Source organism: Bradyrhizobium diazoefficiens USDA 110, from assembly GCF_000011365.1.
GTDB classification, from domain to species: domain Bacteria; phylum Pseudomonadota; class Alphaproteobacteria; order Rhizobiales; family Xanthobacteraceae; genus Bradyrhizobium; species Bradyrhizobium diazoefficiens.
On record NC_004463.1, the window covers coordinates 8,187,347 to 8,212,775 of the forward strand.

Genomic DNA, 25,429 nt, shown 5'->3' on the forward strand with positions numbered 1-25,429 from the left:
CACGATCGCAAGGTGGGCAAAGGCGCGGCGCGCCGTGCCCACCTTTTTTGTTGCCATGCCTTTTATTGCCATGACGGTCATGGGCACGCTTCGCCCCACCCTGCCAGCTCGTGCTCCGACTGCACCGCAGCACAAGCCCCACGGGTTGTTGCCAATCGCGGCCCATGACATCATCCGGACGCCGAGTCATCTCTGCCCTCTGGATGCCTGATGCCACGCCGGAAATTTGCCTGGGAGAAGCTGTCGGACGACGAATTGCTCGCGCAACGTCTCTCTAGCCTGAGGGTTACGGTCGAAGGCACCTGGCTCGAGGATTGCGTCGCCACCCTCCACGAGGAGCTCGAAGAGCGGGGCATCCGGCTGCGACCGCATACATGGATCTCGAGCGAATGGTTCAGTCCGGGCGATGTACCCGGCATCGCCATCCCATTCTATCTCGCCCATCCCCGCCTGATGAAGCTCGAGAAGAAGATGATGTTCGACGTCGAGGGCGGAACCTGGCGCGAGTGTATGGCCATACTCCGTCACGAGGCGGGCCATGCCATCCAGCACGGCTATCAGCTGCAGCGCCGCCGGCGCTGGCAGCAGCTGTTCGGTCCGTCGTCGAAGCACTATCCGCGCTACTACCGGCCCAATCCGGCGAGCCGGCGCTATGTCCAGCATCTCCGGCTCTGGTACGCGCAGAGCCATCCTGACGAGGATTTCGCCGAAACTTTTGCGGTGTGGCTGCGGCCGCGTTCGAACTGGCGAACACGATATGCCGGCTGGCCCGCACTGAAGAAGCTCGAATATGTCGACGAGCTGATGGGCGAGATTGCGGGAAAGCGGCCGCTGATCACGACACGAGAGCGTGTCGACCCGTTGAGCAAGCTCGGCCAGACGCTCGAAGACCACTACAAGAAGAAGCAGGCGTTCTACGCCTTCACGCCGCCGAAGACCTACGACCGCGACCTCTCGAGGCTATTTTCCGCCGATCCACGGCATCACCGCTCAAAACCGGCTTCGAGCCTGATCAGACGGCACCGCGCCCAGATCAGGCAATTGGTCGCGCGATGGACGGGCGAGAACCAGCTCACGCTCGATGCCGTGCTTGACGACATGATCTCCCGCTGCCGCGAGCTCGATCTGCGCGCGGTCGGCCCCGAACAGAAGCTCGTTCTCGATTTCACCGTCCTCGTGACCGCCAAGACGATGCACGCGCTGTTTGGCCCGTCTCGGCGCAAATGGATCGCGCTATGAGACGCTTGCGTATTCTGGTCCTGATGCATCCGGATTTCATGCCTCCGGATTCAAGCGACGGATACACCGCGCAGGAAATCAACGCGTGGAAAACGGAATACGACGTGGTGAGCACCTTGCGCGCGGCCGGCCACGAGGTTCGCGCCCTCGGCGCGCAGGACGAAATCAAGCCGGTGCGCGAGGCGATCGAGGAGTTCAAGCCGCACGTGGTTTTCACGTTGCTGGAGGAATTCCACAACAACGTCGCCTACGACCAGCACATCGCCAGCTATCTCGAGCTGATGAAAGTCCCTTATACCGGGTGCAATCCGCGCGGCCTGATCCTGGCGCGCGGCAAGGATTTGTCCAAGACGCTGGTGCATCACCGCCGGATCGCGGCGCCGGCCTTCGCCGTCTTCCCGATGCGCCGCAAGGTGAAACGCCCGACGCGCCTTGCGCTGCCGCTGATCGTCAAGAGCCTGAACATGGACGGGTCCTTCGGCATCTCGCAGGCATCGATCGTCGATACCGACGAGAAGCTCGCGGAACGGGTCGCCTTCATCCACGAGCGGGTCGAATCCGCCGCGATCGCCGAGCAGTTCATCGAGGGGCGCGAGCTTTACGTCGGCGTGCTCGGCAACAACCGGCTGCGCGTCCTGCCGATCTGGGAACTGAAATTCGGCAGCATGGGCGGGCGCAGGTCACGGCACATCGCCACGGAGAAAGCCAAGCACGACACCGACTATCAGGAGAAGGTCGGCATCGTCGACGGGCCGGCGAAGGACCTCGCGCCCGAAGTCACCGCGCGCATCCAGCGCGCCGCGAAACGCATCTACCGAGCGCTTGGCCTCGACGGCTACGCGCGTATCGATTTTCGTCTCGCCGCCGACGGCACGCCGTATTTCATCGAGGCCAATCCCAACCCCGAGATCGCCAAGAGCCAGGAGTTCGCCACGGCGGCTCAACATGCCGGGCTCAAATATCCGGATCTCCTGCAGCGCATCCTGGCTCTCGGAATAAGCCGGGCCAAGGCGGGGGTGTCGCTGGGGTGATGCAAGATGGCAGCGATCATAGAGTAACCCCTCATCCTTCGAGACGCGCTACGCGCTCCCAGGGATGAGGGGTGATGGTTGTTGCGTTGGGTTAGGCAATTCCCGCCGCGACCTGGCCGCGCAAACGCTCCAGGCCTAGCAGCGTGTTGGCGCAGGCTTCCGCGACCTCGACGCCCTTGATCGCAAAATGCCTGCGGAAGAAATCGTAGTGCACTTCGGTCTCGTGGAATTGCTGCGGCGTCAGCACCGCCGAGAACACCGGCACCTCGGTGCGCAGCTGCACGTCCATCAGCGCCTTGATCACGGTGTCGGCGACGAACTCGTGGCGATAGATGCCACCGTCGACGACGAGGCCGGCCGCGACGATCGCGGTGTAGCGCCGCGTCTTGGCGAGGATCTGCGCGTGCAGCGGGATCTCGAACGAGCCCGGCACCTCGAATACGTCGACATGGGTGAGGTGGCGCGCCTCGGCCTCCTTCATGAAGGCGATGCGGGCCTCCTCGACCACGTCGCGGTGCCAGCAGGCCTGCACGAAGGCCACCCGCTGCGGCTTTGCAAAACGCGGATGCTCGATTGCCGGCGGGTCCACGGGAACCGGCGGCTGGGTCGTCTCGGCAGTTTCGGCTTTGGAAGTTTGGACTTGGGAAGTTTGGACTTGGGGATCTTGCAACATCTGATTCATGGCTTTCCTCAGTTAAGGACCAGAATCAGGGCACACGGAACGACAAACAGCCGCACCTTGCGATGCGTCTGCCACCGACCGTTCTCTTTCATCCGGACTTTAACCGTCGGCTTCGGAGTTGCACCGAATCTGCTGACCCTTCCCTCCGAGGGGTCCCCGAGGGAATCCCTATCAAGGAGAAGGCGCTCGCGGGCTTAGGCCTTTCGGCCCTTACCGCCGGTGGGGACTTTCACCCCGCCCTGAGAACTTATCCACCCGATATGGGTGGACTATTCCGAATTATGACGAACAGGGAGGCGGCCAGCAAGAACCTTCCTTATGGGTACTACGCATGTGCCTATGACGTCAGGGCGAAACTCTGCGAAAATCCTGCGGGGCAGAAGGTCGAACAGGGCGGGACCGATCCGGACCCGCAAGGAGGGCACCGGCACATGGAACGCAGCAGGCGCCGGCCGATCCGATTCCGGTTTGTTCTCCTCCGTTAAGAATTGTGGCGGAGATGAGCTGTGGACGAACGAGTCCTGACTTGTGGACGGACTCGGCAGCCAGTTGCGCAGATTCCGCAAATCACATCAGTTGATCCGCGACAAGCCCGCGCTGATCCCGGGATCGCGAGAGCGACGCCAAGGGGATCGCCTTAGCAATATTAAGGGAGCGCGCGCCGGACCAACCGCGTGCGTATCAAAGACAACAAGAAGGCAAGAGGTCGAGACGGCATGTCCCTGCTCGAAGGCGCTATCGATTCCAGAAATCACCCGCTCGCGGTGGTCGAGGATATCGCTGCCAGCAACAACTGGCCGTTCGAACGCTCCGGCGAAGACGAACTCACGATTGTCTCGAAGGGACAATGGACCGACTACCAGCTCTCCTTCACCTGGATGGGCGGGATCGAGGCGCTGCATCTGGCCTGCGCGTTCGACATGAAGATTCCGGTCGCACGGCGGAGCGAAGTGCAGCGGCTCGTCGCCGCCGTCAACGAGCAGTTGTGGGTCGGCCATTTCGACCTGTGGACCAACACCGGCATGGTCATGCACCGCCAGGCCCTGGTGCTGCCGGGCGGACTCACCGCCTCGACCGCGCAATGCGAAGCCATGCTCGCCGGCGCCATCCACGCCTGCGAGCGCTACTTCCCGGCGTTCCAGTTCGTGGTGTGGGCGGGCAAGACCACGACGGAAGCGATGGACGCGGCGATGTTCGACACGGTGGGAGAGGCGTAGGGCCTCTCGTGACGTAACGCCGCTCCCTCCCCACGTCATCCCGGACAAGCGCGCCCAAAGCGCGCGCAGATCCGGGATCCATACCGCGTGATTTCGTTTGTGGCACGCGGCTTGTTGCCAACAGCTGCATCCACTAGAAACATTCGTGGTTATGGGTCCCGGCCTTCGCCGGGACGACACCGAATTTGTGGTGACCACAGTGGCGAACAGCACTCTTCAAAACATCACCGGCACCATCCTTCTCGCCGGCGCCGGCAAGATGGGCGGCGCGATGCTGACCGGATGGCTGGCGGGCGGACTCGATCCGCGCCGTGTCGCGGTGGTCGACCCGCACATCGCGCCTGAGATCAGCGCGCTTGCCGCCAAGGGCGTGGCGCTCAATCCCGATGCGAAGGCGGCAGGTCAGGTCGAGACGATGGTCGTCGCGGTGAAGCCGCAGATGTTCCGCGAGGCCGGCGCGAAGCTGAAGCCCTTCGTCTCGGAGAAGACCTCCGTGGTCTCGATCATGGCGGGAACCACGATCGCCTCGCTTCAGGAGGTCTGCGGCGGCGCTGTCGTGCGCGCGATGCCGAACACGCCGGCCGCGATCGGCCGCGGCATCACGGTGGCGGTTGCGGCGAAGAACGTCAGCACCGCGCAACGCGCGGTGGCCGACGCGCTGCTGCGCGCCACCGGCTCGGTCGAATGGGTCGAGGATGAGAGCCTGATGGATGCGGTGACCGCGGTGTCCGGCTCGGGACCGGCCTATGTGTTCCTGCTCGCCGAGGAACTTGCGCGCGCCGGTGTCGAAGCGGGATTGCCCGAGGCGCTGGCGACGAAGCTCGCGCGCGAAACGGTGGCAGGCTCGGGCGAGCTGCTGCATCAATCCGAGCTGCCCTCCGGCACGCTGCGCCAGAACGTCACCTCGCCCGGCGGCACCACGGCCGCAGCGCTCGGCGTGCTGATGGGCGAGCCCGGCCTGCGCGACCTGATGATCCGTGCAATCGCAGCGGCGACGCAGCGGTCGAAGGAATTGGCGAAGTAGCAAGATGCCGTAGGGTGGGCAAAGCGAAGCGTGCCCACCACATCTGTCTTGCACGCTGAGCAATGGTGGGCACGGCGCTTCGCGCCTTTGCCCACCCTACGATTTCGAGCCTGCCCCGAGCCGCTTGTTGAACATCTCGACATTGACGAGCCCGCGCGCGTGGCGGCCCTCGCCGAGCTTGCGCGTGCCCTCGAACGCCTCGACTTCGAAACGGATGACGCGGCGCTCGACCGCGACCACCTTCGCGGTGGTCCGCACCGTCGCGCCGACCAGGGCGGCTGCGAGATGGCGGATGTCGACCTCGGTGCCGACGGTGACCCAGCCCGGCTGAAGCGCAGGGCGGATCGCATCGCCCGACGTCATCTCCATCTCGAGGATCATCATCGGCGTCGCATAGACAAAAGGCATGCCCGGCACGAAGTGCCCGACCGTGCGCTCCACTGGGACCACCAGCGTGCGCTCCGCGCTCATGCCTGTCGTGATGAAGTCGCGTGCGTCCATGGTGCTTGCTCGTCATTCCGGGGCGCGCGAAGCGCGAACCCGGAATCCAGAAGTTTACAGCTCGAGATTCCGGGTTCAGCCCTGACGGGCTGCCCCGGAATGACGCTAACGCGTCACTTCTTCGCAGCCGCCGCGCGCTCCACGAACGTCTTGCCGCCCTTCATCTTGTGGCGGAGCGGGGCTTCGTTGATCTGGATGACGACGGCATCGGCGTCGACGCCGAGATTCTTCACCAGTGCCTGCGTGATGTCGCGCATCATGCCGGCCTTCTGTTCATCGGTGCGGCCTTCGGCCATGCTGACGGTGATCTCAGGCATCGTTTTCTCCCTGCTGCTGTCGTCATGATCGGGCTTGTCCCGATCATTCAAAGTCGTGTGCATCAAACAGGACGTGGATGCCCGGGACAAGCCCGGGCATCAGGCGATGCGCGAATAGCTAGCCCCAGCTCACGTCATGGCGCGCCAGCACCTCGCGCACCTTTGCGACGAGATCGGCTTCGGCGCACGAGAACTGCGCCGGGCGGCTCTCGCGCCATTCCTGGTTGGAAGCAATCGCAGCGGCCGCTTTCGCGCCTTCGATCAGGTCCTTGATCTGCAGCTCGCCGCGCGCCTTTTCGTCCGAGCCCTGGATGATGACGCAAGGGCTGTTGCGGCGGTCGGCATATTTGAGCTGGTTGCCCATATTCTTGGGATTGCCGAGATAGAGCTCGGCGCGGATGCCGGCGGTGCGCAGGCTTGCCACCATCTTCTGGTAGTCGGCGACGCGGTCGCGGTCGAACACGGTGACGACGACGGGACCGAACTCGGGCCGCGTGTCGAGCTTGCCGAGCAGCGTCAGCGCAGCCTGGAGCCGCGAGACGCCGATCGAGAATCCGGTCGCCGGCACCGGCTCGCCGCGGAAGCGCGAGACGAGGCCGTCGTAGCGGCCACCGCCACCGACGGAGCCGAAGCGTACCGGGCGGCCCTTCTCGTCCTTGGTGTCGAGCAGGAGTTCGACCTCGTAGACGGGGCCGGTGTAGTATTCGAGGCCGCGCACAACGGAGGGGTCGATCTTGATGCGGTCCGCACCGTACCCCGACGCCATGACCAGCTTGGCGATCTCTTCCAGCTCGCTCACGCCGGCCTGACCAACTTCGCTCTTGGCGAGGTAAGCTTCCGCCGCGGCAATGGCTTCTTTCCAATCGTCGCGCGGTTTGGTGATGGCCAGAACAACGTCGGCCTCCGCCGCGCTCAAATTGGCGCCTTTCGTGAAGTCGCCCTTGCCCTCTTCGCCACCGTCCCACCTGCCGGGACCGAGCAATTTACGCACCTCATCGGCGGGAAACTTGTCGAGCTTGTCGATTGCGCGCAGCACAGTCAGCCGGCGTGCGGCATTCTCGTCGCCGGCAAGTCCAATTGCTTCCAGAACACCGTCGAGCACTTTTCGGTTGTTCACCTTCACCACGTACTGGCCGCGCTGAACGCCAAGCGCCTCCATCGTGTCCGCAGCCATCATGCAGATCTCGGCATCCGCCGCCGGCGTTGCCGAGCCGACCGTGTCGGCATCGAACTGCATGAACTGGCGGAAGCGGCCGGGGCCGGGCTTCTCGTTGCGGAAGACGTAGCCGACGCGGTAGCTGCGGTAGGGCAAGACCAGACCGTCCGTCCCGTAGCGCTCGCCGACATAGCGGGCGAGCGGCGCGGTCAGATCGTAACGCAAGCTAATCCACTGCTCGTCGTCGTCCTGGAACGAGAACACGCCCTCGTTCGGGCGGTCCTGGTCGGGCAGGAACTTGCCGAGCGCGTCGGTGTATTCCATCGCCGGCGTCTCCACCGGCTCGAAGCCGTAGAGCTCGTAGACGGCGCGGATCTTCTCGACCATCTCGCGCGTCGCCCGGATCGCGGCGGGATCGCGATCCTCGAGCCCGCGCGGCAGGCGCGCCTTCAGTTTCTGGGGTTTTTTGGGTTTTTCGGCCATGCGCGGCGTTTACCAGCCGACGCGCGAGGCGGCAACCGGGGCGGCAAGCCGGGGGGCCCCAAGTCCGCGCGCCTCGGCGTCATTCCGGGGCGATGCGCAGCATCGAGCCCGGAATCTCGAGATTCCCCGGTGCGCAACTGCGCACCTCAGGTCTGGTCCTTCGGACCATCCCGGAATGACGACTGCTTCCCTATGGCTGCTCCATGCGCGCCCGGAGGGCGTCCGCATCCGCCTTCGGCAGCGACTTCAGCGTCGGCTTGATGGTTTCGCCGCCGACGATCTTGCCGTTGCGCATGAACATCCAGTCCGAGATGTCGGCTTCGCTGAATGTGACCTTGTCGCCTGCCCGCTTGCCGGGCAGATCACGCGGTTCGTTGGCGAACACGCCCGAATAGGCCCCGTTCGGCAGTTTCTTCACCTCGGCGATCCAGATGTGCTCGCCGCCTTTGCGGGTGAAAAAGCGCACTTTCAGGGCGTGCCCGGTTTCCGACGGCTTGGGCGCCTCGTAGGACGCCCAGAAGGTCGGCAGCGTGCCGCGGGCGCGTGCGATCGCGGTGTTCATCTCGGGGTCGGTGGTGCGCACATCGACAACGGGCGAGCGGTCTTCGGCTGCGACCTCCGGCTTGGGGCCGATGGTCAGGATGCCGAAGACGGTGATGCCGGTGATTGCGGCGAGGACGACCCATTTCAGGGGCTGGGAAAGCGTGGATGCCATGATCGCGATGTCCGGATGCGTCAATATCTCCGGGCTTTGTCGCGGGATCGTGGCGGCGCGTTCATGATGTCCGCTCTTCGCCTCTCCCCGCTTGCGGGGAGAGGCCGGAATGCGCGCAGAACGCGCGGATTCCGGGTGAGGGGGACTCTCCGCGAGTCCAACTGCCAGCGTCCCCGTGGAGACTCCCCCTCACCCCGACCCTCTCCCCGCAAGCGGGGAGAGGGAGAAAAATCAAAACACCTTGCGGATCCAGTTGTGGGGATCGTTGGTGCGGCCGTACTGGATGTCGACGAGCTGCTTGCGCAGGCCCATGGCGACCGGGCCGGCGACGCCGCCGCTGATCTCGAAATCGCCGCTCACCGAGCGCACCTTGCCGATCGGCGAGATCACCGCCGCGGTGCCGCAGGCGAACGCTTCCTTCAGCTTGCCGCTGGCCGCATCCTTGCGCCACTGGTCGAGCGAGTACGGCTCCTCGCGCACCGTCTTGCCGGCATCCTTCGCCAGCGCGATGATGGAGTCGCGGGTGATGCCGGGCAGGATCGTGCCGAGCGGCGGCGTCGACAACGAGCCGTCCTCGAACACGAAGAAGATGTTCATGCCGCCGAGCTCCTCGACGTAGCGGCGCTCGATCGCATCGAGGAAGACCACCTGATCGCAGCCGTGCTGAATGGCTTCCGCCTGCGCACGCAGACTCGCGGCGTAATTGCCACCGCACTTGACGGCGCCGGTGCCGCCGACCGCGGCGCGCGTGTAGTTCTCCGAGACCCAGATCGACACCGGCGCAGGTCCGCCCTTGAAATAGGAGCCGACCGGTGAGGCGATCACCGCGAAGATGTATTCGGACGACGGCTTGACGCCGAGGAAGGTCTCGCTCGCGATCATGAAGGGGCGCAGGTAAAGGCTGCCCTCGCCGCCCGGCATCCAGGCGCGATCGATGCGCACGACCTGCTCGACCGCCTCGATGAAGACGTCTTCGGGCAGCTGCGCCATCGCCATGCGATCGGCCGAGTCCCTGAAGCGCCGCGCATTGGCGTCGGGGCGGAACAGGTTCACGCCGCCGTCGTCGCGCTTGTAGGCCTTGAGGCCCTCGAAAATTTCCTGGGCGTAGTGCAGGACGGCGCCGGCCGGATCGAGCTGGAAGTTGGCGCGCGCCTCGATGCGCGCCTCGTACCAGCCGCCCTTGGCCTGGTTGTAACGGACGATCGCCATGTGGTCGGTGAAGACCCGCCCGAAGCCGGGGTCCACCAGCTTGGCGACGCGGTCCTTTTCTGGAGTAGGATTGGATGCGGGCTGGATGTCGAATTTCATGCTCATGTCCTTGGCTCCCGCTGCCGGTAGCGGCGCTGTTCTGGCGCCCGCCTGCCCTGTTTCGGGTCCGGCTGGCTTGATTAGAGTTGTGGCCGGGCCACCGCCAGCCTTGTTACGGCCGGTTTCCGTGGCCAGCATGTCGCCGAGGACATGCTTTTGCGGAAGGCGGAAGTCCAGTATGTTTTGTCGAAATGCCGCTCGACAATCGCACGGTAGATCTGATCCGGCCGTCGCTGCCTGTCCGACTCTCTCCGGCCGCCTCAGCTTCGATGCCACCCGACGCGAAACGATCTAAAATTTCGTGCGGGCTGATCGTTTTGTAACATTGAACCCAAGATACGTCAATATGCCTGACATAAATTTCGCGACTCCCCCTCAAGACGCTGCCGAGCCCCGGCCGGCGGCAGGCGATGGAGGCAATTTGCGCTGGGATATCATCGAGCTGCTGTTCTTCGCCTATCGCGACTTCGTCGGCGATCCCGACCAGGAGCTGGAGGCGTTCGGCTTCGGCCGGGCCCATCACCGCGTCATGCACTTCGTCTACCGCTATCCCGGGCTCAAGGTCGCCGACCTCCTCGACGTCCTGCGCATCACAAAACAGTCGCTCGGCCGGGTGCTCAAGCAGCTCCTGGACGAGGGCTATATCGTGCAGAAGACCGGCGACAATGACCGCCGCCAGCGCCTGCTCTACGCAACGCCGAAGGGCGAGGCGCTGGTGCAGAAGCTCGCCGGGCTCCAGACCACGCGGATCACCAAGGCGCTCGCCGAGATGGCGCCGCAGGATGCGGAGACCGTCAAGCGCTTCCTGCGCGCGATGATCGACCGCGACGATCCGGACAAGGTGCTGGAGACGATCTTCGCCTCCGTCAATCAAGACGCAAAGGAGTGACCGTGCCACTCGCTGCCACGCTCGCCCGTCCGCCGGTGCAACCGGCCGACGACGCCCCGCATCTCCTGCTGGTCGACGACGACCGCCGCATCCGCGATCTGCTGTCGCGCTTCCTCGCCGGCGAAGGCTATCGCGTCTCGACCGCGGCGAGCGCCAGCGATGCGCGTTCGAAGCTCATGGGCCTGCATTTCGACCTCCTGATCCTCGACGTCATGATGCCTGGCGAGACCGGCTTCGACCTCGCCCGCTTCATCCGGACGTCCTCCTCGGTGCCGATCGTGATGCTGACGGCGCGCCACGAAGCGGAAGCCCGCATCGAAGGCCTTCAGATCGGCGCCGACGACTACGTGGCAAAGCCGTTCGAGCCACGCGAGCTCGCGCTGCGCATCAACAACATCCTCAAGCGCGCCGCCCCGCCGCCGCAGGCAGCGATGGTGGAGAAGATCGCGTTCGGCCCCTACGTCTACCATCTCGATCGCGGCGAATTGCGCCAGGGCGAAGAGGTCATTCACCTCACCGATCGCGAGCGCGAGATGCTGCGGATTCTCTCGGAGACGCCGGGCGAGACCGTGCCGCGCAGCGCACTGACCGGCAATGGCAGCGTCAACGAGCGCGCCGTCGACGTGCAGATCAACCGCCTCAGGCGCAAGATCGAGACCGATCCCGCCAATCCGCTGTTCCTCCAGGCGGTGCGCGGCATCGGCTATCGCCTGGTGGCCTCGCCTTAAACCGCAGTGAAACGCGACCGATGAGCACGATCGATACCGGCCTGACGCTGCTGAAGAGCGCCGCCGGCCGCGTCTCCGCCGCCAATGGCTGGATGGGCAACGCGTTCAAGGGCTGGATGCCGACCGGCCTCTATGCCCGCGCGCTCCTCATCATGATCGTGCCGATGGTGATCCTGCAATCGGTCGTCGCCTTCGTGTTCATGGAGCGGCACTGGAACACGGTGACGCGCCGCCTGTCGGCCGCAGTGGTGCAGGACATCGCCGCGCTGATCGACATCTACAAGGGCTATCCGCAGGACAAGGACCGCGACCAGATCCGCCGCATCGCGCAGCAACGCCTCGGACTCGTGGTCGACTTCCTGCCCGCCGGCGACATGCCGCCGCCAGGACCAAAGCCGTTCTTCTCGCTGCTCGACCAGACGCTGTCGGTGCAGCTCGGCCGCCAGATCGGGCGCTCGTTCTGGATCGACACGGTCGGCCGCTCCAACCTCGTCGAGATCCGCATCCAGCTCGACGACGCCGTGATGCGCGTGTTCGCGCAGCGCAGCGCCGCTTACGCTTCGAACTCGGAGATCTTCCTGTTCTGGATGGTCGGCACGTCCTCGATCCTCTTGATCGTCGCAGTGCTGTTCCTGCGCAACCAGATCAAGCCGATCCTGCGCCTTGCCGATGCCGCCGAAAGCTTCGGCAAGGGCCGCGAGGCGCCGAACTTCAGGCCGCGCGGCGCGCGCGAAGTGCGACGCGCGGCGGTCGCCTTCCTCGAGATGAAATCGCGCATCGAGCGCACGATGGAGCAGCGCACCGCGATGCTGGCCGGCGTCAGCCACGACCTGCGCACCATCCTGACCCGCTTCAAGCTCGAGCTGGCGCTGATCGGCGACAGCCCGGAGCTCGAAGGCATGCGCAAGGACGTCGACGAGATGTCGATGATGCTGGAGGACTACCTTGCGTTTGCCCGCGGCGATTCCGGCGAGCAGTCGCAGCCGACCGACATGGCGCAGGCGCTCGAGGAGCTGCGCAGCGATGCCGAACGCCACGGCCACGCTGCAACCGTCGCATTCAACGGACTGCCGGTGGTGACGGTGAAGCCGGCCTCGTTCAAGCGCTGCCTCGCCAACCTCGTCACCAATGCGGCGCGCTACGGCAAGAGCATCGCCATCACCGGCCAGCGCGATCACCGTTATCTGACCGTCACGGTCGACGACGACGGCCCGGGCATCCCCGCGCATCTGCGCGAAGAGGTGTTCAAGCCGTTCCTGCGGCTGGACAACGCCCGCAACCAGGACGAAGGCGGCACGGGCCTTGGCCTCGCCATCGCCCGCGACATCGCCCGCTCGCATGGCGGCGACATCACGCTGGGCGACAGCCCGATGGGCGGATTAAGGGCGAGCGTGCGGATACCGGTGTAACTGCCGTAGCCCGGATTTCGCTACGCTCCATCCGGGCTACAATCTCGCCTACTTCGGCAGCAGGGCCTTCAGCTTGTCGACGTCGCGCACGTTCATCTTGAAGCCGCCGGGCATCACGATGTCGCCGGGCTTCTGGTCCGGCTTGCAGGCGCCCAGCCATTTCGCTTCGAGCGTCATGGTGGTGTCGCGCCCCGCCGCGCCGGCGGCGCCGCCTTGCGCGTGCGAGGTGGTCTTCACCGTATAGGCCGAGTTGAAATCGCCCGTGATCTCGGCGTGCGAGGTGGTGCTGATGCCGGCGACGCTGCACTCGGAATCGCTGACATAACCGGTCGCGGTCTTCTTGATGTCCTGCTTGGCGCAGATCTGCTTGGCCATCGGGGAGACGTTGTTGTTCATCTCCTTGTCGACGGTCTCGTCGGTGCAGTGCTGCATGGTCATTTCCGGCATCTGCGAGCCGGTCCTGACCATTTTCAATTCCCACAGGCCGGCCTTGCGCACCGGCAGATCGTCGGCACTGGCGCCGCCTGCCGACACCACAAGGCAAAGGGCCGAGCCGAGCAAAGCAAGTTTGCGCGTCATGTGGGAAGCTCCCGGCTGAGAGATCGCTGCGTTACGAAAACGCCTCAGTACAGCGTGCGGATCGGCTGGTTGGCGGCGCCATAGGGCACCCAGCGGCAGGAGAACGAGATGTAGCCGCCCTCATAGGCCTGCACGCCGAGGAATTTGACGACCTTGCCGTACCGCGCGCAATGATCGACCGCGACCTGCCGCGCATCGACCTGATTGGCCATCGAATAGGCGATGATGCCGCCGGTGTCGTTGCCCTTGAACGGGGGCACAGGAAGGATATCGGCGCGCGCCGACTGGCCCGCCATCATACCCAGGGCAAGAAGGCCCGCGGCCGCAATGATTCGCATTCCCGTTACTCCAATTGGTTGGCGCCAGTTTACGGTGCCGGGACGGAAGTGAAAAGAACTGAAGCCCTGTCGGATGCGACGTTCTGGTCAACTCCTGGCCAAGTGTTGCCGCGCTGCACTTGACCTCACCCGCCCTTCGCGGCACCGTCCGACCTCCGCAGATCATCTGTCTGGATTGCCCATGCGCGCCTCGACCTCCCTGAAATCGCTCCGCTTTGCCGCCGTGCTCGGCCTCATGTTCGGGGCGCTGTCGCTCGGTGAGGCCAGGGCCGCCAATCCGCTGGAGCTGAATTTCTGGCTGAGCGGACCGCGCTATGACGGCAATGTGGCAGATTGCGACAAGGCGCTGCCGACGATCGCCACCCAGTTCTGGGAGAAGGAAAGCGCCTTCTGGAATTCCTCGTTGAAGATCACCGGCTTCTCCGCCGTGCACGAGACCGCGTTCCGACCCTGGCAGTCCGACAATATTCCGCGCCGCTATTGCACCGGCGAGGCCATGCTGAACGACGGCAAGGTGCGCAAGGTGCATTTCTCGATCATCGAGGATGGCGGCTTCGCTGGTTACGGCAATGGTGTCGAATGGTGCGTGGTCGGACTCGACCGCAACTGGGCCTACAATCCGGCCTGTCGCGCCGCCAAGCAGTAATTCGACAGCCCTGATTCGGACCGGGCCAGCGGCCTGACGAGGGCCGCCCGAATTTTGTTCTTGAAATGTTCTCATCGCCTGCTAGGCTCGATTGCACAGTCTAGTTGAGGGGCGTCGCCATGTTTCATTCCAGATTGCATTCGTTCTCCCGCCTGATGATCTCGCTGACCTTGACCTTTGCCCTGCCCCTTGCCGCCGGGCTGGTCTTGCCGGCGGGCGTCGCGAAAGCTCAGGACAGGCGGCAGAACGCGCCCGGCGAATTCGATTTCTATGTGCTGTCGCTCTCGTGGTCGCCCTCCTTCTGCGAGGAGGCGGCGGAGCGCGGCGGCCGCTCCCAGATCCAGTGCAGCGGCCGGCCCTATTCCTTCGTGGTGCACGGGCTGTGGCCGCAATATGAGAACGGCTTCCCGGAATATTGCCAGCGGCCGGCGCCGCGGCTGAACCGCAGCATCGTCTCCTCGATGCTCGACCTGATGCCGGCGCCGGGCCTGATCTTCAACGAGTGGGACAAGCACGGCACCTGCTCGGGGCTCGCCGACCGCAGCTATTTCGAGACGATCAGGAAAGCGCGCGCCGCCATCAAGATTCCGGCCGAATATCTCGAATTGTCGCAGGCCAAGACCGTGGCGCCTGCCGACGTCGAGGAGGCCTTCATCAAGGCCAATCCGGGCCTCGGCAGCGCCGCCGTCTCGGTCACCTGCAACCGGACGCGGCTGTCCGAGGTCCGCATCTGCCTCAGCAAGGACCTGCAATTCCGCGCCTGCGAGGAGATGGACCGCCGCGCCTGCCGCCGCGACCAGGTGACGATGCCGCCGATCAGGGGTGGGTAGCTGCTAAATCAGCTCCGTCATTCCGGGGCACGCGAAGCGTGAACTATGGTGCGCAGTTCGGTGCTACGTACCGCCCCGGAATGACGGGAGTTACTTTCATCGCGCGATGTCGTAACTCTCCGCCATGAACTACCGTCACGCCTTTCATGCCGGCAACTTTGCCGATGTCATCAAGCACATCGTGCTGGCGCGCATCCTCACTTATTTGCAGGACAAGCCGGGGGCGTTCCGCGTCATCGACACCCATGCCGGCGCCGGCCTCTACGATCTCGAAAGCGACGAGGCGCGGCGCGGTGGCGAATGGCTGACCGGCATCGCGCGACTGATGCAGGCGCGCCTGTCGAACGAGACCGCGGCGCTGACAAAGCCCTATCTCGACATCGTCCGCGCCTTCAATCCGAAGGGCGAGCTCAAGGCCTATCCGGGTTCGCCGCTGATCGCGCGCGGCCTGCTCAGGCCGCAGGACCGCCTCGTCGCCTGCGAACTCGAGCCGAAGGCACGCAAGGCGCTGATCGACGTGCTGCGCCGCGACGAGCAGGCACGCGTGGTCGATCTCGACGGCTGGGTGGCACTGCCGGCCTTCGTGCCGCCGAAGGAGCGGCGCGGGCTCGTGCTGATCGACCCGCCGTTCGAGGCAAAGAACGAGTTCGAACGGCTGGGCGAAGCCTTCTCGGAGGCTTTCGCAAAATGGCCGACCGGTATCTATGTAATCTGGTATCCGGCCAAGAGCCGGCGCGCCACCGATGCGCTGGCACAGCTCGTGGCGCGGCTCGCAGCCGCAGCAAAGCCACCGGGCAAATGCCTGCGCCTCGAGTTCAGTGCCGCGCCGCAGCTTGACGGCGCAGCCCTCACCTCCACCGGACTGCTGATCGTCAATCCCCCTTACACGCTGCATGGCGAGCTCAAGACGATCCTGCCCGAGCTCGAAATGCCGCTCGGCCAGGGCGGCGCTGCCAGATTCCGATTAGAGGTGCCGAGGCCGTAACACTCCGGCATTCTTGGGAAAAATATGCAGGAGCCGTAGTCAATCTGCAAAGAACCGTATTATGCTATTTCCGTGACTGGCTTTACGTTCCGCTTCCGCGAATGGTTGCGGCGGAGTGAAGGCCTAAGAAAGATCCGGCCGGACCGAAAGGTCCGCCCAAGGATGGCCAGCTCCCGGGCTCCGTACGGCCCGGTCATGTCGTGACGTGAGTCTGCGTCACGACGGAGGAGCAATGAGGGGGAGTTTCCCGATGGCCATGACGGGAACGGTCAAGTTCTTCAACGGCGAGCGCGGCTACGGCTTCATCAAGCCGGATGACGGCGGTCGCGATGTCTTCGTTCACATCACTGCTGTGGAGCGAGCGGGACTGAAGGACCTTGCCGAAGGACAGCGTATTACTTTCGAAGTCGAACCGGACAAGAAGGGGAAGGGACCGAAGGCGGTCAATTTGGTCATCCTCTCCTAGCGGGCCTGACGCAAAAAAACCTGGCGCAAAAAAAGTCCCGGCCGCGAGCGGCCGGGAGGTTATTGTCCGGTATTTTCTTATTTGGCTATCAGAAGTGATAGTTGACGCCTGCGCGCACAACGCTGGCGGTATAGCCGTTTGACACGCCTGTAATTGCGAACTGACTCGTCGACAGATCGATGTAGAGATATTCGAGCTTGGCGCTCCAGTTCGGCGCGAGGCCGACTTCCGCACCGGCACCGATGGTCCAGCCGGCGCTGGTGTGCGACTCCGTCCAGCCGAAGGTCTGCGCGCGCAGTTCGCCGAAGGCGAGGCCGGCGGTGCCGTAGAACAGCACGTTGCTGAAGGCATAGCCGACGCGGCCGCGCAGGGTGCCGAACCACGGATTGGAGAACTTCCAGGGCGCGAAGGTGTCGTCGGCGCCAGCGGCCTGGATGTCGCCCTCGACGCCGAACACCCACGGGCCGTTCTGGAAATTGTAGCCGGCCTGAATGCCGCCGACGAAGCCGGACGGCTTTGAGGGATTGTTGTCGACCGAGCCCCACTCATAGCCGATGTTGCCGCCGAGATACGGACCGGCCCAGCTATAGGCGTTCAGCGGCTGGTTGACGGTATAGGGGGCACGCTGCCCGTAACTGAGATCGGCGGCCTCTGCCGAAGCTGTCCAGCCGGCGGCAACCAACGCGGCTGCGCCCACAACGAGCCTCTTCATCACACACTCCAACGCAACTGCCGCAACCGGTGCGATGCCGGCGCCGCCGCGCCATGTCGCATGGTTACGGAACCAAGACCTTTTCGCGTAAGATTTATCGAGAGTTTTAAGTTAAAGGGCTGTTAAGACCCGTTACCGCGCGCTTAACAGACTTAAGGAAGCGTTACCGGGAACTGCGCCGCCATCCTGTGCGTGCAGCATGGCCGGAACTTCAAATCGGTCCCCCCAGCGCCTAAATTCGTCCCATGGTTCACGATTCCACCGACGATCCGGACGACACCCGCGTTCGCAAATCAAGGCGCGGCACAGCACTGGATGCCCCGCCCCAGGAGACGGCACCGCCGGACCTCGATCCCGCCACCACGGGCGGCGACGACGAGGACGACGCGCTTCTGCCTGACATCCTGGAAGAGAGCGGCGCAGTCGGCGAAGAACCGCTGGCGAGCGGCCACGAGGCGATCGAGCGCGCGGTCCGGCTCGCGCCGACCTCGCCCGGCGTCTATCGCATGCTCAACGCGAATGCCGACGTGCTCTATGTCGGCAAGGCCAAGAACGTCAAAAAGCGCCTGTCCAACTACGCGCGCCAGAGTGCGCCGCAGCCGGCGCGCATCCTGCGCATGATCGCCGCCACGGTGACCGTGGAGATCGTCTCGACCAACACCGAGACCGAAGCGCTGCTGCTGGAAGCCAACCTCATCAAGCAGCTCCGGCCGCGCTTCAACGTGCAGCTGCGCGACGACAAGTCGTTTCCCTATATCCTGATCACCGGCGACCACTGGGCGCCGCAGATCCTGAAGCACCGCGGAGCGCAGACCCGGCCCGGACGCTATTTCGGCCCGTTCGCCTCCGCAGGTGCCGTCAACCGCACCATCACGGCGTTGCAGCGCGCGTTCCTGATCCGCTCCTGCACCGATTCCTTCTTCGAGAGCCGCAGCAGGCCCTGCCTGCTCTACCAGATCCGCCGCTGCGCCGGTCCCTGCACCCGCGAGATCGATTTCCCCGGCTATACGACCCTGGTGCGCGAGGCGACCGACTTCCTCTCCGGCAAGAGCCATGCGGTGAAGCAGGAGCTCGCCGGCGAGATGGAGAAGGCGGCCAACGAGCTCGAATTCGAGACCGCCGCGCTCTACCGCGACCGCCTTGCCGCGCTGTCGGCGATCCAGTCGCAGCAGGGCATCAATCCGCGCACGGTAGAGGAGGCCGACGTGTTCGCCATCCACCAGGAGGGCGGCTTCTCCTGCGTCGAGGTGTTCTTCTTCCGCACCGGCCAGAACTGGGGCAACCGCGCCTATTTCCCGCGCGCGGAGAAGACCTTTACGCCCGAAGAAGTGCTCGGCTCCTTCCTCGCCCAGTTCTACGACGACAAGCCGCCGCCGAAGAACATCCTGCTTTCGCATGAGATCGAGGAGAGCGAGCTGCTTGCCAACGCGCTGTCGATCAAGGCCGGCCACAAGATCGAGGTCACCGCGCCGAAGCGCGGCGAGAAAAAGGAGCTCGTCGCCCATGCGCTGACCAATGCGCGCGAGGCGCTGGGCCGAAAGCTCGCGGACACCGCGACGCAGGGCCGCCTGCTCGACGCCATGGCGACGACGTTGAGCCTGCCGCATGCTCCCAAGCGCATCGAAGTCTACGACAACAGCCACATCCAGGGCACCAATGCGGTCGGCGCCATGATCGTCGCGGGCCCGGACGGCTTCGTGAAGAACCAGTACCGCAAGTTCAACATCAAGTCGGAAGGGCTCACGCCCGGCGACGACTACGGCATGATGCGCGAGGTGCTGGAGCGCCGCTTCAAGCGCCTCATCAATCCGCCCGAGGAGGGCGCCAAGGTCAAGGACGACGATTTTCCGCAATGGCCCGACCTCGTGATCATCGACGGCGGCCGCGGCCAGCTCAACGCCGTCCGGGAGATCTTTGCAAATCTCGGCCTGACCCAGGTGTCGCTGATGTCGGTCGCCAAGGGGCCGGACCGGGATGCCGGCCGCGAGACCCTGTTCATGCCGGAGCGCGAGGCGATCAAGCTCGAGCCGCGCGACCCCGTGCTCTATTTCATTCAGCGTCTGCGCGACGAGGCCCACCGCTTCGTCATCGGCTCGCACCGCAAGCTGCGCAAGAAGGACATCCGCGAGGCCGGTTTGCAGGAGATTCCGGGCATCGGCCCGTCACGCAAACGTGCCTTGCTGCATCATTTCGGAACCCTGAAGGAGATCGAACGGGCCTCGATCGCCGATCTCGGCAAGGTTCCGGGGGTGAGCGCCGAAAGCGCCCGCAGGATTTTCGAGTATTTCCATCCCCAGCCGGGGTGAACTAAGGGGTCCGCAGTCATATGGTCGTCGCATCCTGCACCCCATTTGGGAGCGGGACGGTTGACCTTCAGGCTTGAGCGGTATTGGTAGGACGGATGAACATCGCCACGACACGAGGGACGACCAGCCGCGCGATGTCCCTCCCGAACATCCTGACCTATGGCCGGATCGCCGCGATCCCGGTCGTGGTCGGGTGCATCTACGCGCAGTCGATTCTGGATCAGCCGTTGTGGCTGCGCTGGGTCGCGGTCGCCATTTTCATCGCGGCGGCAGTCACCGATTACCTCGACGGCTATTACGCGCGGATCTGGAATCAACAATCGGCGTTCGGCCGGATGCTCGATCCGATCGCCGACAAGCTGCTGGTCGCCTCCTGCCTACTGATGCTGGCCGCCGACGGTATCATCCATGGCTGGTCGCTGTGGGCCGCCATCGTGATCCTGTGCCGCGAGATCCTGGTCTCGGGCCTGCGCGAATATCTCGCCGCGCTGCGCGTCAGCGTGCCCGTCACCAAGCTTGCCAAGTGGAAGACCACGGTCCAGCTCGTCGCCATCGGCTTCCTGCTCGCGGGCGAGGCCGGCGACCAGGTCGTGCCCGTCGTAACCCAGATCGGCCTCTTGCTGCTGTGGGCCTCGGCGATCCTCACCATGTACACCGGCTACGATTATTTCCGCTCCGGCATCCATCACCTCATCAAGGAGGATGAGGTATGAAGGTGAAATATTTTGCCTGGGTGCGCGAACGCGTCGGCAAGGCCGAGGAAACCATCGAGCCGCCCGCGACCGTGCGCACCGTCGAGGAGCTGATCGCCTGGCTGTCCGGCCGGAGCGAGGCCTATGCCTATGCGTTCGAGAAGCCGAAGGTCATCCGCGCCGCGATCGACCATGCCCATGTCAAGTCGGACGCCGCAATCGCGGGCGCCCGCGAGATCGCGTTCTTCCCGCCGATGACCGGCGGCTAGGCCCATGACTTCCCCTGCGACCACCGGCCCCGTCACCATCCGTATTCAAGAGGACGATTTCGACATTGCGCGCGAGATCGCGCTCCTGACCAGGAGCCGGACCGACATCGGCGCGGTCGTGAGCTTCTCCGGCATCTGCCGCGGCGACGAGGATAGCGCGAAGATCGCCGCGCTGACGCTCGAACATTATCCCGGCATGGCCGAGGAAGAGATCAAGCGTCATGTCGACGAGGCAACCACGCGCTGGCCGCTCAACGGCGTCACGGTCATCCATCGCGTCGGGCGGTTCATGCCCGGCCAGAACATCGTGCTGGTGCTGACCGCCTCGCAGCATCGTCAGGCCGCATTCCAGGCGGCCGAGTTCCTGATGGACTATCTCAAGACCAGCGCGCCGTTCTGGAAGAAGGAAGAGAGCGCCACCGGCACCGGCTGGGTCGAGGCCCACGCCCGTGATGACGAGGCCGCCGCACGCTGGACGAAATCCTGATGGCAAGAGCTTCGAAAAAGACCGCGCGCGGCCGCGCCGCGCCAAAACTTGCGAAGGTCGGCCGCGGCGAGCTTGTCACGCTCATCGACTACGTCCGCTATTCCGTGAGCCGCTTCAATGAAGCCAAGCTCGCCTTCGCGCACGGCACCACCGATCCGGTGGCGGAAGCGGCCTTCCTGGTCTGCGAGGCCCTGCATCTGCATCCCGACCAGTTCGAGGCCTTTGCCCACGCCCGCGTCACCGCCGCGGAAGGCAAGACCCTCCTCGACCTGATTCATCAGCGCGTGACCACGCGCAAACCGGCCGCCTATCTCGTCAACAAGATCTACATGCGCGGCCTGCCCTTCTATGTCGACGAGCGCGTCATCGTCCCGCGCTCCTACATCGGCGAACTGCTGGATTCGCATTTCGGCGGCGACGGCGAGGCCGGCTCGCTGATCGACCACCCCACGGCCGTCGAGCGCGTGCTCGACCTCTGCACGGGTTCGGGATGCCTTGCCATCCTCGCCGCGTATCACTTCCCGAATGCAACGGTCGATGCCGTCGACATCTCCAAGGGCGCGCTCGAAGTCGCCGCGCGCAATGTCGGGGAGCACGGGCTCGATGAGCGGGTCACGCTCCATCGCGGCGACCTGTTCGCCCCGCTCGGCGATAACAGATACGACCTTATCATCACCAACCCGCCTTACGTCGATGCGGAAGGCATGGCGGCCTTGCCGCCGGAATGCCGAGCCGAGCCGAAGCTTGCCTTCGACGGCGGCGTCGACGGTCTCGACGTGGTGCGCCGGATCCTGCGCGACGCCCCTGAGCACCTGACGCCGGACGGCGGGTTGATCTGCGAGATTGGCCGCGGCCGCGAATTGGTCGACGAGGCCTTCCCGGAACTGCCGCTGCTCTGGCTGGACACCGAAGACTCCGAAGGCGAGGTATTCTGGATCGCGGCCGCCGATCTCGACTGATCGGCCGCCGCGGCGGCACTCCGCGCGGAACAAGTCAAATCCCGTCACGTTCATCCCCGACGAATGTCTCGCTCTCGGAGGATGTCCGCATGCTCGCGCCATCGGGCGAATTGCTGCGCGTCGGCGTGGCGCTGAAACTCAACCATCTCAAGCGTGCCGCCCGGTCCTACTTGCGTGACCGCACCAGCCAGGCCACGGGACGGGCGACGTCCTATGCGGTCGCGGCCGGCCTGTTCGCAGTGGCCGGGCTGTTCCTGATCGCGGCCTTCTTTGTCGGCCTGGTCGCCCTGTACCGCTGGATCGCGATCACCTACGGACAGTTCTGGGGCTTCGGTGCCGTCGGCGCCGTGCTGTTGGTCCTGGCTGCATGCTGCGGCGGCGCGGCTCTGGCCCAGATGAACCGTCGGGACAAGCCGATCGTGCCGCTGGCCAGCCGCCTGCGCGTTGCGATCGCCACCCCGCGGATTCCGCGCGGAACGGTCAAGCAGGCGGTGAAAGAGGTCGCGACGACGATTCCCCTGGCGCCGCTCGCACCCGGCGAACGCAGCCATGGCGGCAACACCCGGCCCGTGCGCGCCAACCGTCCCGTGCAGCTGGGTCTGATGCTCGCAGCCGTCGGGCTGCTGGGCTTCACGGCCGCGCGTCGGAGACGGCACGGGCACGGATTGGACGCTTGAGATGCCCGCGCGGCGCTCAGGGCAGCTCGACTCCTGGCTGCTGATCGCCACCACGGCCGTCTTCGTGCTGACCGCCGAGCGCTACTTCCAGGACCCCGGCGTGGTCCGGCCGGGGCCTCCGCAAGACCACCACAATGGCGAGGCGAATGCACCGGAAACGAGCCCGGCGCGTGCGGCCGTCCAGCCCGGCCATGGCCGCGGTGCGAAGAGTCCCCTCGCTATCCCCTGGGCCGGCTGGAAGGATATCTTCTGGCGTACCTATCAGCGCATCGACGACGATCGCCTGCTCGCCACGGCGGGCGGTGTCGTGTTCTTCGGGCTGCTCGCGATCTTCCCCGCAGTCACCGCGCTGGTCTCATCGTACGGCCTGTTCGCCGATCCCTCGACGATCAGCGCCAATCTGCAAACGCTTGCGACGATGCTGCCCGAGGGCTCGTTCCAGATCGTCGAGGACCAGGTCGCGCGTGTGGTGTCGAAGGGCAATACGACGCTTGGTGTCACCTTCCTGCTCGGCCTCCTGCTTGCGATCTGGAGCGCCAATGCCGGCGTCAAATCGATCTTCGATGCCCTCAATGTCGCCTATGAGGAACGCGAGAAGCGCAGCTTCATCCGGCTGAACTCGGTGTCGCTGGCCTTCACGGCCGGCGGCATCGTGGCGCTGCTGCTGATGGTGGGCGCCGTCGTCGCCTTCCCACTCGCGCTCGATCATCTCGGCCTGGCGCCCGAAAGCAAGTTGATCGTGGCGCTGGCACGATGGCCGCTCCTGTTCCTCATCCTGCTCGTGGCGCTTGCCATCCTCTACCGCTTCGCACCCAGCCGCGATGCGCCGCGCTGGCAATGGCTGAGCCTCGGCGCGGTGGCGGCCGCCCTGCTCTGGATTGCCGGCTCTGCCTTGCTGTCCTGGTATCTGTCCGAGTTCGCCAATTACAACGCCACCTACGGCTCGCTCGGCGCGGCGATCGGCCTGATGATGTGGATGTGGATGTCCGCGATCGTCATCATGTTCGGCGCCGAGCTGAACTCGGAGATCGAACGGCAGACCCTGCGCGACACGACCACCGGGCAACCGAGGCCGCTCGGAAGCCGCGAGGCGGTCTCTGCGGATACGGTCGGCGCCGCCGCTCCGGCCTGACCTCGCCGCGAACGGACCGCTATCCCCTCGAATCAACAATGATGTTAGGGTCACGCGGCTTGGGGGAGCATGAGGCGTGACGGGTTCGCACAGTAACCCGTGTTTTCCCGGGTGAGGCAGTCAGCTCTTGAGGCGTAACGCGCGGCATGATTCGCATTTCGACGATCTTCATCGCCATCTGCATGGTTCTGGTCGCGGCCTCACTCGGGCTGGCGCTCGACGCGGTCGCCGGCATCAGCGGAACCGAATCCGCGATCGTGGCGCTGACCGCGCTGACCTTCCTGATCCTCTACAACGCGGTATCGATGCGGCTGCGCGACCGCAGCGACGTCGGCGGCCAGATCGCCGACCTCTCGCGCGGCACCGCCGACCTCGCCCGCCAGGTGGCCGAATTCGGCCGCCGGTTGGCTGCGATCGAAGGGCGCATCGCCTCGTCCAATTCGACCAATTCCGACCGTATCCAGTCGGTGGTCGGCGAGATCAACGAGCTCGGCGGGCTGGTCAGGCAGCTCGCGTCCACCGTGTCGACCCATGAGGACCTGCTGGCCGGCGCGACGCCGCCCTCTCCCGCTCCGGTCGCAAGGGCGGAACCGGAAGCACCGATCGACCTGATCGCGCCGCTCGGGGAGCGGCCGGTGGCGCCACCACCGCTTCTCGCGGCTCCCCCGCCTCCCGCAGCGCAGCCGCGGCCGGCACCGGCAGCTCAGGCCCAAGCCGCCCATCCGGTTCAGACTGCCAACGGACGCAACCAGACCCAATTGCTGGCGACGCTGCGCAGCGCGATCGACGAGAACCGCGTCGACATCTTCCTCCAGCCGATGGTGACGCTGCCGCAGCGCAAAGTGCGGTTCTACGAGGCGGTGACACGGGTCCGCGACGAGCGCGACCAGTTGATCGCCGCCGAGGAGTTCATCAGCATCGCGGAGGCCTCGGGCCTGATCGGGCGTGTCGACAACATGGTGATGCTGCGCTGTGTGCAGGTGCTGCGCCGCCTGATGGTCCGCAACAAGGACGTCGGCGTGTTCTGCAACGTCGCGGCCTCCACGCTCGGCAATTCCACCACCTTCGCGCAATGCCTCGACTTCCTCGAAGCCAACCGGGCGCTGGCGCCGTCGCTGGTGCTGGAGTTCAAGCAGTCGACCTTCCGCAATCTCGGCCCGGCCGAGTCCGAGAACCTCGCCGCGCTCGCCCAGCGCGGCTTCCGCTTCTCGATCGACCATGTCACGGATCTGCGCATCGAGCCGCGCGAGCTCGCCGACCGCGGCGTGCGCTTCATCAAGGTGCCGGCCACGCTGTTGCTCGACCCGAGGCAGGCCTCGACCTCGGACATCCACCCGTCCGACCTCTCCGACCTGCTCGGCCGCTTCGGTATCGACCTGATCGCCGAGCGGATCGAGGGCGAGCGCGCCGTGGTCGATCTGCTCGACTATGACGTGCGGTTCGGCCAGGGGTTCCTGTTCGCGCCGCCCCGGCCATTGCGGCCGGAGGGGGCATCTGCTACCGGCGGGGCCTCGCCGAACCAGGCGCAGGACATTCAGGGATCCAATGTCTCCGGCACACCCAGCCCAGGCGCGACGTCAGCCGCTCCTCCAGCACAACGCATCACCGGCAACGCGGCGCTCGCGCGCCGCATCTGATCGGCCGTGCGCATC

General features: G+C 65.2%; 28 protein-coding genes and 1 riboswitch. Of the genes, 19 read left to right on the forward strand and 9 right to left on the reverse strand.

The window, feature by feature from the left end:
- The first annotated feature begins 210 nt into the window (after positions 1-210).
- Both BJA_RS37795 and BJA_RS37800 read left to right on the forward strand, forming a co-directional pair.
- Positions 211-1,239: a putative zinc-binding metallopeptidase gene (locus BJA_RS37795; RefSeq protein WP_011090184.1), complete on the forward strand. Its 1,029-nt coding sequence runs from the start codon at positions 211-213 to the stop codon at positions 1,237-1,239.
- Positions 1,236-2,270 carry a D-alanine--D-alanine ligase family protein gene (locus tag BJA_RS37800; protein WP_028174672.1) on the forward strand — a complete coding sequence of 345 codons (1,035 nt, stop codon included), beginning with the start codon at positions 1,236-1,238 and terminating at the stop codon, positions 2,268-2,270. Before BJA_RS37795 ends, BJA_RS37800 begins: the two co-directional genes overlap by 4 nt.
- 91 nt (positions 2,271-2,361) lie before the next feature.
- Here the strand turns inward: BJA_RS37800 and BJA_RS37805 are convergent, their stop codons facing one another.
- On the reverse strand, positions 2,362-2,952 hold the full coding sequence (locus BJA_RS37805; protein WP_011090186.1) for a 6,7-dimethyl-8-ribityllumazine synthase: 591 nt from the start codon (positions 2,950-2,952) through the stop codon (positions 2,362-2,364).
- Positions 2,953-3,028: 76 nt separating this feature from the next.
- Positions 3,029-3,203, reverse strand: a riboswitch (FMN riboswitch).
- Positions 3,204-3,668: 465 nt separating this feature from the next.
- Between BJA_RS37805 and BJA_RS37810 the strand changes: the two genes are divergently transcribed.
- Positions 3,669-4,169, forward strand: a complete 501-nt coding sequence (locus BJA_RS37810) for a YbjN domain-containing protein (protein ID WP_028174670.1) — start codon at positions 3,669-3,671, stop codon at positions 4,167-4,169.
- Positions 4,170-4,320: 151 nt separating this feature from the next.
- Positions 4,321-5,193 carry a pyrroline-5-carboxylate reductase gene (gene proC, locus BJA_RS37815; protein WP_171463862.1) on the forward strand — a complete coding sequence of 291 codons (873 nt, stop codon included), beginning with the start codon at positions 4,321-4,323 and terminating at the stop codon, positions 5,191-5,193.
- Between the two features lie 96 nt (positions 5,194-5,289).
- Here the strand turns inward: proC and BJA_RS37820 are convergent, their stop codons facing one another.
- From BJA_RS37820 to BJA_RS37840, 5 genes are all read right to left on the reverse strand, one after another.
- Positions 5,290-5,694 carry a thioesterase family protein gene (locus BJA_RS37820; RefSeq protein ID WP_011090189.1) on the reverse strand — a complete coding sequence of 135 codons (405 nt, stop codon included), beginning with the start codon at positions 5,692-5,694 and terminating at the stop codon, positions 5,290-5,292.
- Between the two features lie 113 nt (positions 5,695-5,807).
- Positions 5,808-6,074, reverse strand: a complete 267-nt coding sequence (locus BJA_RS37825; RefSeq protein WP_011090190.1) for a tautomerase family protein — start codon at positions 6,072-6,074, stop codon at positions 5,808-5,810.
- Positions 6,075-6,129: 55 nt separating this feature from the next.
- Positions 6,130-7,650 carry a histidine--tRNA ligase gene (gene hisS / locus BJA_RS37830; RefSeq protein ID WP_011090191.1) on the reverse strand — a complete coding sequence of 507 codons (1,521 nt, stop codon included), beginning with the start codon at positions 7,648-7,650 and terminating at the stop codon, positions 6,130-6,132.
- A 190-nt stretch (positions 7,651-7,840) separates the two neighbouring features.
- Complete coding sequence (locus BJA_RS37835) at positions 7,841-8,365, reverse strand: YegJ family protein (RefSeq protein ID WP_011090192.1); 525 nt, start codon at positions 8,363-8,365, stop codon at positions 7,841-7,843.
- A gap of 231 nt (positions 8,366-8,596) precedes the next feature.
- Positions 8,597-9,679: a branched-chain amino acid aminotransferase gene (locus tag BJA_RS37840; protein WP_011090193.1), complete on the reverse strand. Its 1,083-nt coding sequence runs from the start codon at positions 9,677-9,679 to the stop codon at positions 8,597-8,599.
- A 340-nt stretch (positions 9,680-10,019) separates the two neighbouring features.
- Here BJA_RS37840 and BJA_RS37845 point away from each other — a divergent pair, with 340 nt between their 5' ends.
- Genes BJA_RS37845 through BJA_RS37855 form a run of 3 tightly spaced genes read left to right on the forward strand, consistent with a single transcriptional unit; the run spans position 10,020 to position 12,699 of the window.
- The gene (locus BJA_RS37845) at positions 10,020-10,562 is read left to right on the forward strand and encodes a MarR family winged helix-turn-helix transcriptional regulator (protein ID WP_051000365.1); all 543 of its coding nucleotides are present in this window, start codon (positions 10,020-10,022) and stop codon (positions 10,560-10,562) included.
- Complete coding sequence (locus tag BJA_RS37850; protein WP_011090195.1) at positions 10,559-11,290, forward strand: response regulator; 732 nt, start codon at positions 10,559-10,561, stop codon at positions 11,288-11,290. Before BJA_RS37845 ends, BJA_RS37850 begins: the two co-directional genes overlap by 4 nt.
- A 20-nt stretch (positions 11,291-11,310) precedes the next feature.
- A complete protein-coding gene (locus BJA_RS37855; protein WP_011090196.1) occupies positions 11,311-12,699 on the forward strand; it encodes an ATP-binding protein in 1,389 nt (462 codons plus the stop codon).
- Between the two features lie 48 nt (positions 12,700-12,747).
- Here the strand turns inward: BJA_RS37855 and BJA_RS37860 are convergent, their stop codons facing one another.
- Complete coding sequence (locus tag BJA_RS37860) at positions 12,748-13,278, reverse strand: DUF3617 domain-containing protein (RefSeq protein ID WP_011090197.1); 531 nt, start codon at positions 13,276-13,278, stop codon at positions 12,748-12,750.
- A gap of 44 nt (positions 13,279-13,322) precedes the next feature.
- Complete coding sequence (locus tag BJA_RS37865; protein WP_011090198.1) at positions 13,323-13,616, reverse strand: hypothetical protein; 294 nt, start codon at positions 13,614-13,616, stop codon at positions 13,323-13,325.
- 181 nt (positions 13,617-13,797) lie between these two features.
- Here BJA_RS37865 and BJA_RS37870 point away from each other — a divergent pair, with 181 nt between their 5' ends.
- The 4 genes from BJA_RS37870 (at position 13,798) to BJA_RS37885 (ending at position 16,543) form a co-directional block, all read left to right on the forward strand.
- Positions 13,798-14,262, forward strand: a complete 465-nt coding sequence (locus BJA_RS37870) for a hypothetical protein (protein WP_028174664.1) — start codon at positions 13,798-13,800, stop codon at positions 14,260-14,262.
- Between the two features lie 119 nt (positions 14,263-14,381).
- A complete protein-coding gene (locus BJA_RS37875) occupies positions 14,382-15,092 on the forward strand; it encodes a ribonuclease T2 family protein (RefSeq protein WP_011090200.1) in 711 nt (236 codons plus the stop codon).
- Between the two features lie 124 nt (positions 15,093-15,216).
- Positions 15,217-16,077, forward strand: coding sequence for a 23S rRNA (adenine(2030)-N(6))-methyltransferase RlmJ (locus BJA_RS37880; RefSeq protein WP_011090201.1), 861 nt, complete (start codon positions 15,217-15,219; stop codon positions 16,075-16,077).
- A gap of 250 nt (positions 16,078-16,327) precedes the next feature.
- Complete coding sequence (locus BJA_RS37885) at positions 16,328-16,543, forward strand: cold-shock protein (protein WP_008544396.1); 216 nt, start codon at positions 16,328-16,330, stop codon at positions 16,541-16,543.
- An 88-nt stretch (positions 16,544-16,631) separates the two neighbouring features.
- Here the strand turns inward: BJA_RS37885 and BJA_RS37890 are convergent, their stop codons facing one another.
- On the reverse strand, positions 16,632-17,255 hold the full coding sequence (locus BJA_RS37890) for an outer membrane protein (protein ID WP_038967292.1): 624 nt from the start codon (positions 17,253-17,255) through the stop codon (positions 16,632-16,634).
- Positions 17,256-17,500: 245 nt separating this feature from the next.
- On the opposite strand from BJA_RS37890, the gene uvrC reads away from it, so the two are divergent.
- From uvrC to BJA_RS37930, 8 genes are all read left to right on the forward strand, one after another.
- Entirely contained in the window at positions 17,501-19,561 is a 2,061-nt protein-coding gene (gene uvrC / locus BJA_RS37895) for an excinuclease ABC subunit UvrC (RefSeq protein WP_011090203.1), read from the forward strand.
- Positions 19,562-19,656: 95 nt separating this feature from the next.
- A complete protein-coding gene (pgsA, locus tag BJA_RS37900; RefSeq protein ID WP_011090204.1) occupies positions 19,657-20,274 on the forward strand; it encodes a CDP-diacylglycerol--glycerol-3-phosphate 3-phosphatidyltransferase in 618 nt (205 codons plus the stop codon).
- Positions 20,271-20,522, forward strand: coding sequence for a molybdopterin converting factor subunit 1 (gene moaD / locus BJA_RS37905; RefSeq protein WP_011090205.1), 252 nt, complete (start codon positions 20,271-20,273; stop codon positions 20,520-20,522). Before pgsA ends, moaD begins: the two co-directional genes overlap by 4 nt.
- 4 nt (positions 20,523-20,526) lie before the next feature.
- Complete coding sequence (locus BJA_RS37910) at positions 20,527-21,009, forward strand: molybdenum cofactor biosynthesis protein MoaE (RefSeq protein WP_011090206.1); 483 nt, start codon at positions 20,527-20,529, stop codon at positions 21,007-21,009.
- Positions 21,009-21,968 (forward strand): 50S ribosomal protein L3 N(5)-glutamine methyltransferase, encoded by a 960-nt coding sequence (gene prmB / locus BJA_RS37915; protein WP_011090207.1) that lies wholly within the window; start codon positions 21,009-21,011, stop codon positions 21,966-21,968. Before BJA_RS37910 ends, prmB begins: the two co-directional genes overlap by 1 nt.
- Positions 21,969-22,057: 89 nt before the next feature.
- Positions 22,058-22,645 carry a phage holin family protein gene (locus tag BJA_RS37920; protein WP_011090208.1) on the forward strand — a complete coding sequence of 196 codons (588 nt, stop codon included), beginning with the start codon at positions 22,058-22,060 and terminating at the stop codon, positions 22,643-22,645.
- 1 nt (position 22,646) lies between these two features.
- The gene (locus BJA_RS37925; protein WP_011090209.1) at positions 22,647-23,777 is read left to right on the forward strand and encodes a YihY/virulence factor BrkB family protein; all 1,131 of its coding nucleotides are present in this window, start codon (positions 22,647-22,649) and stop codon (positions 23,775-23,777) included.
- A 146-nt stretch (positions 23,778-23,923) separates the two neighbouring features.
- A complete protein-coding gene (locus tag BJA_RS37930) occupies positions 23,924-25,414 on the forward strand; it encodes an EAL domain-containing protein (RefSeq protein WP_011090210.1) in 1,491 nt (496 codons plus the stop codon).
- The last annotated feature ends 15 nt before the right edge of the window (positions 25,415-25,429 follow it).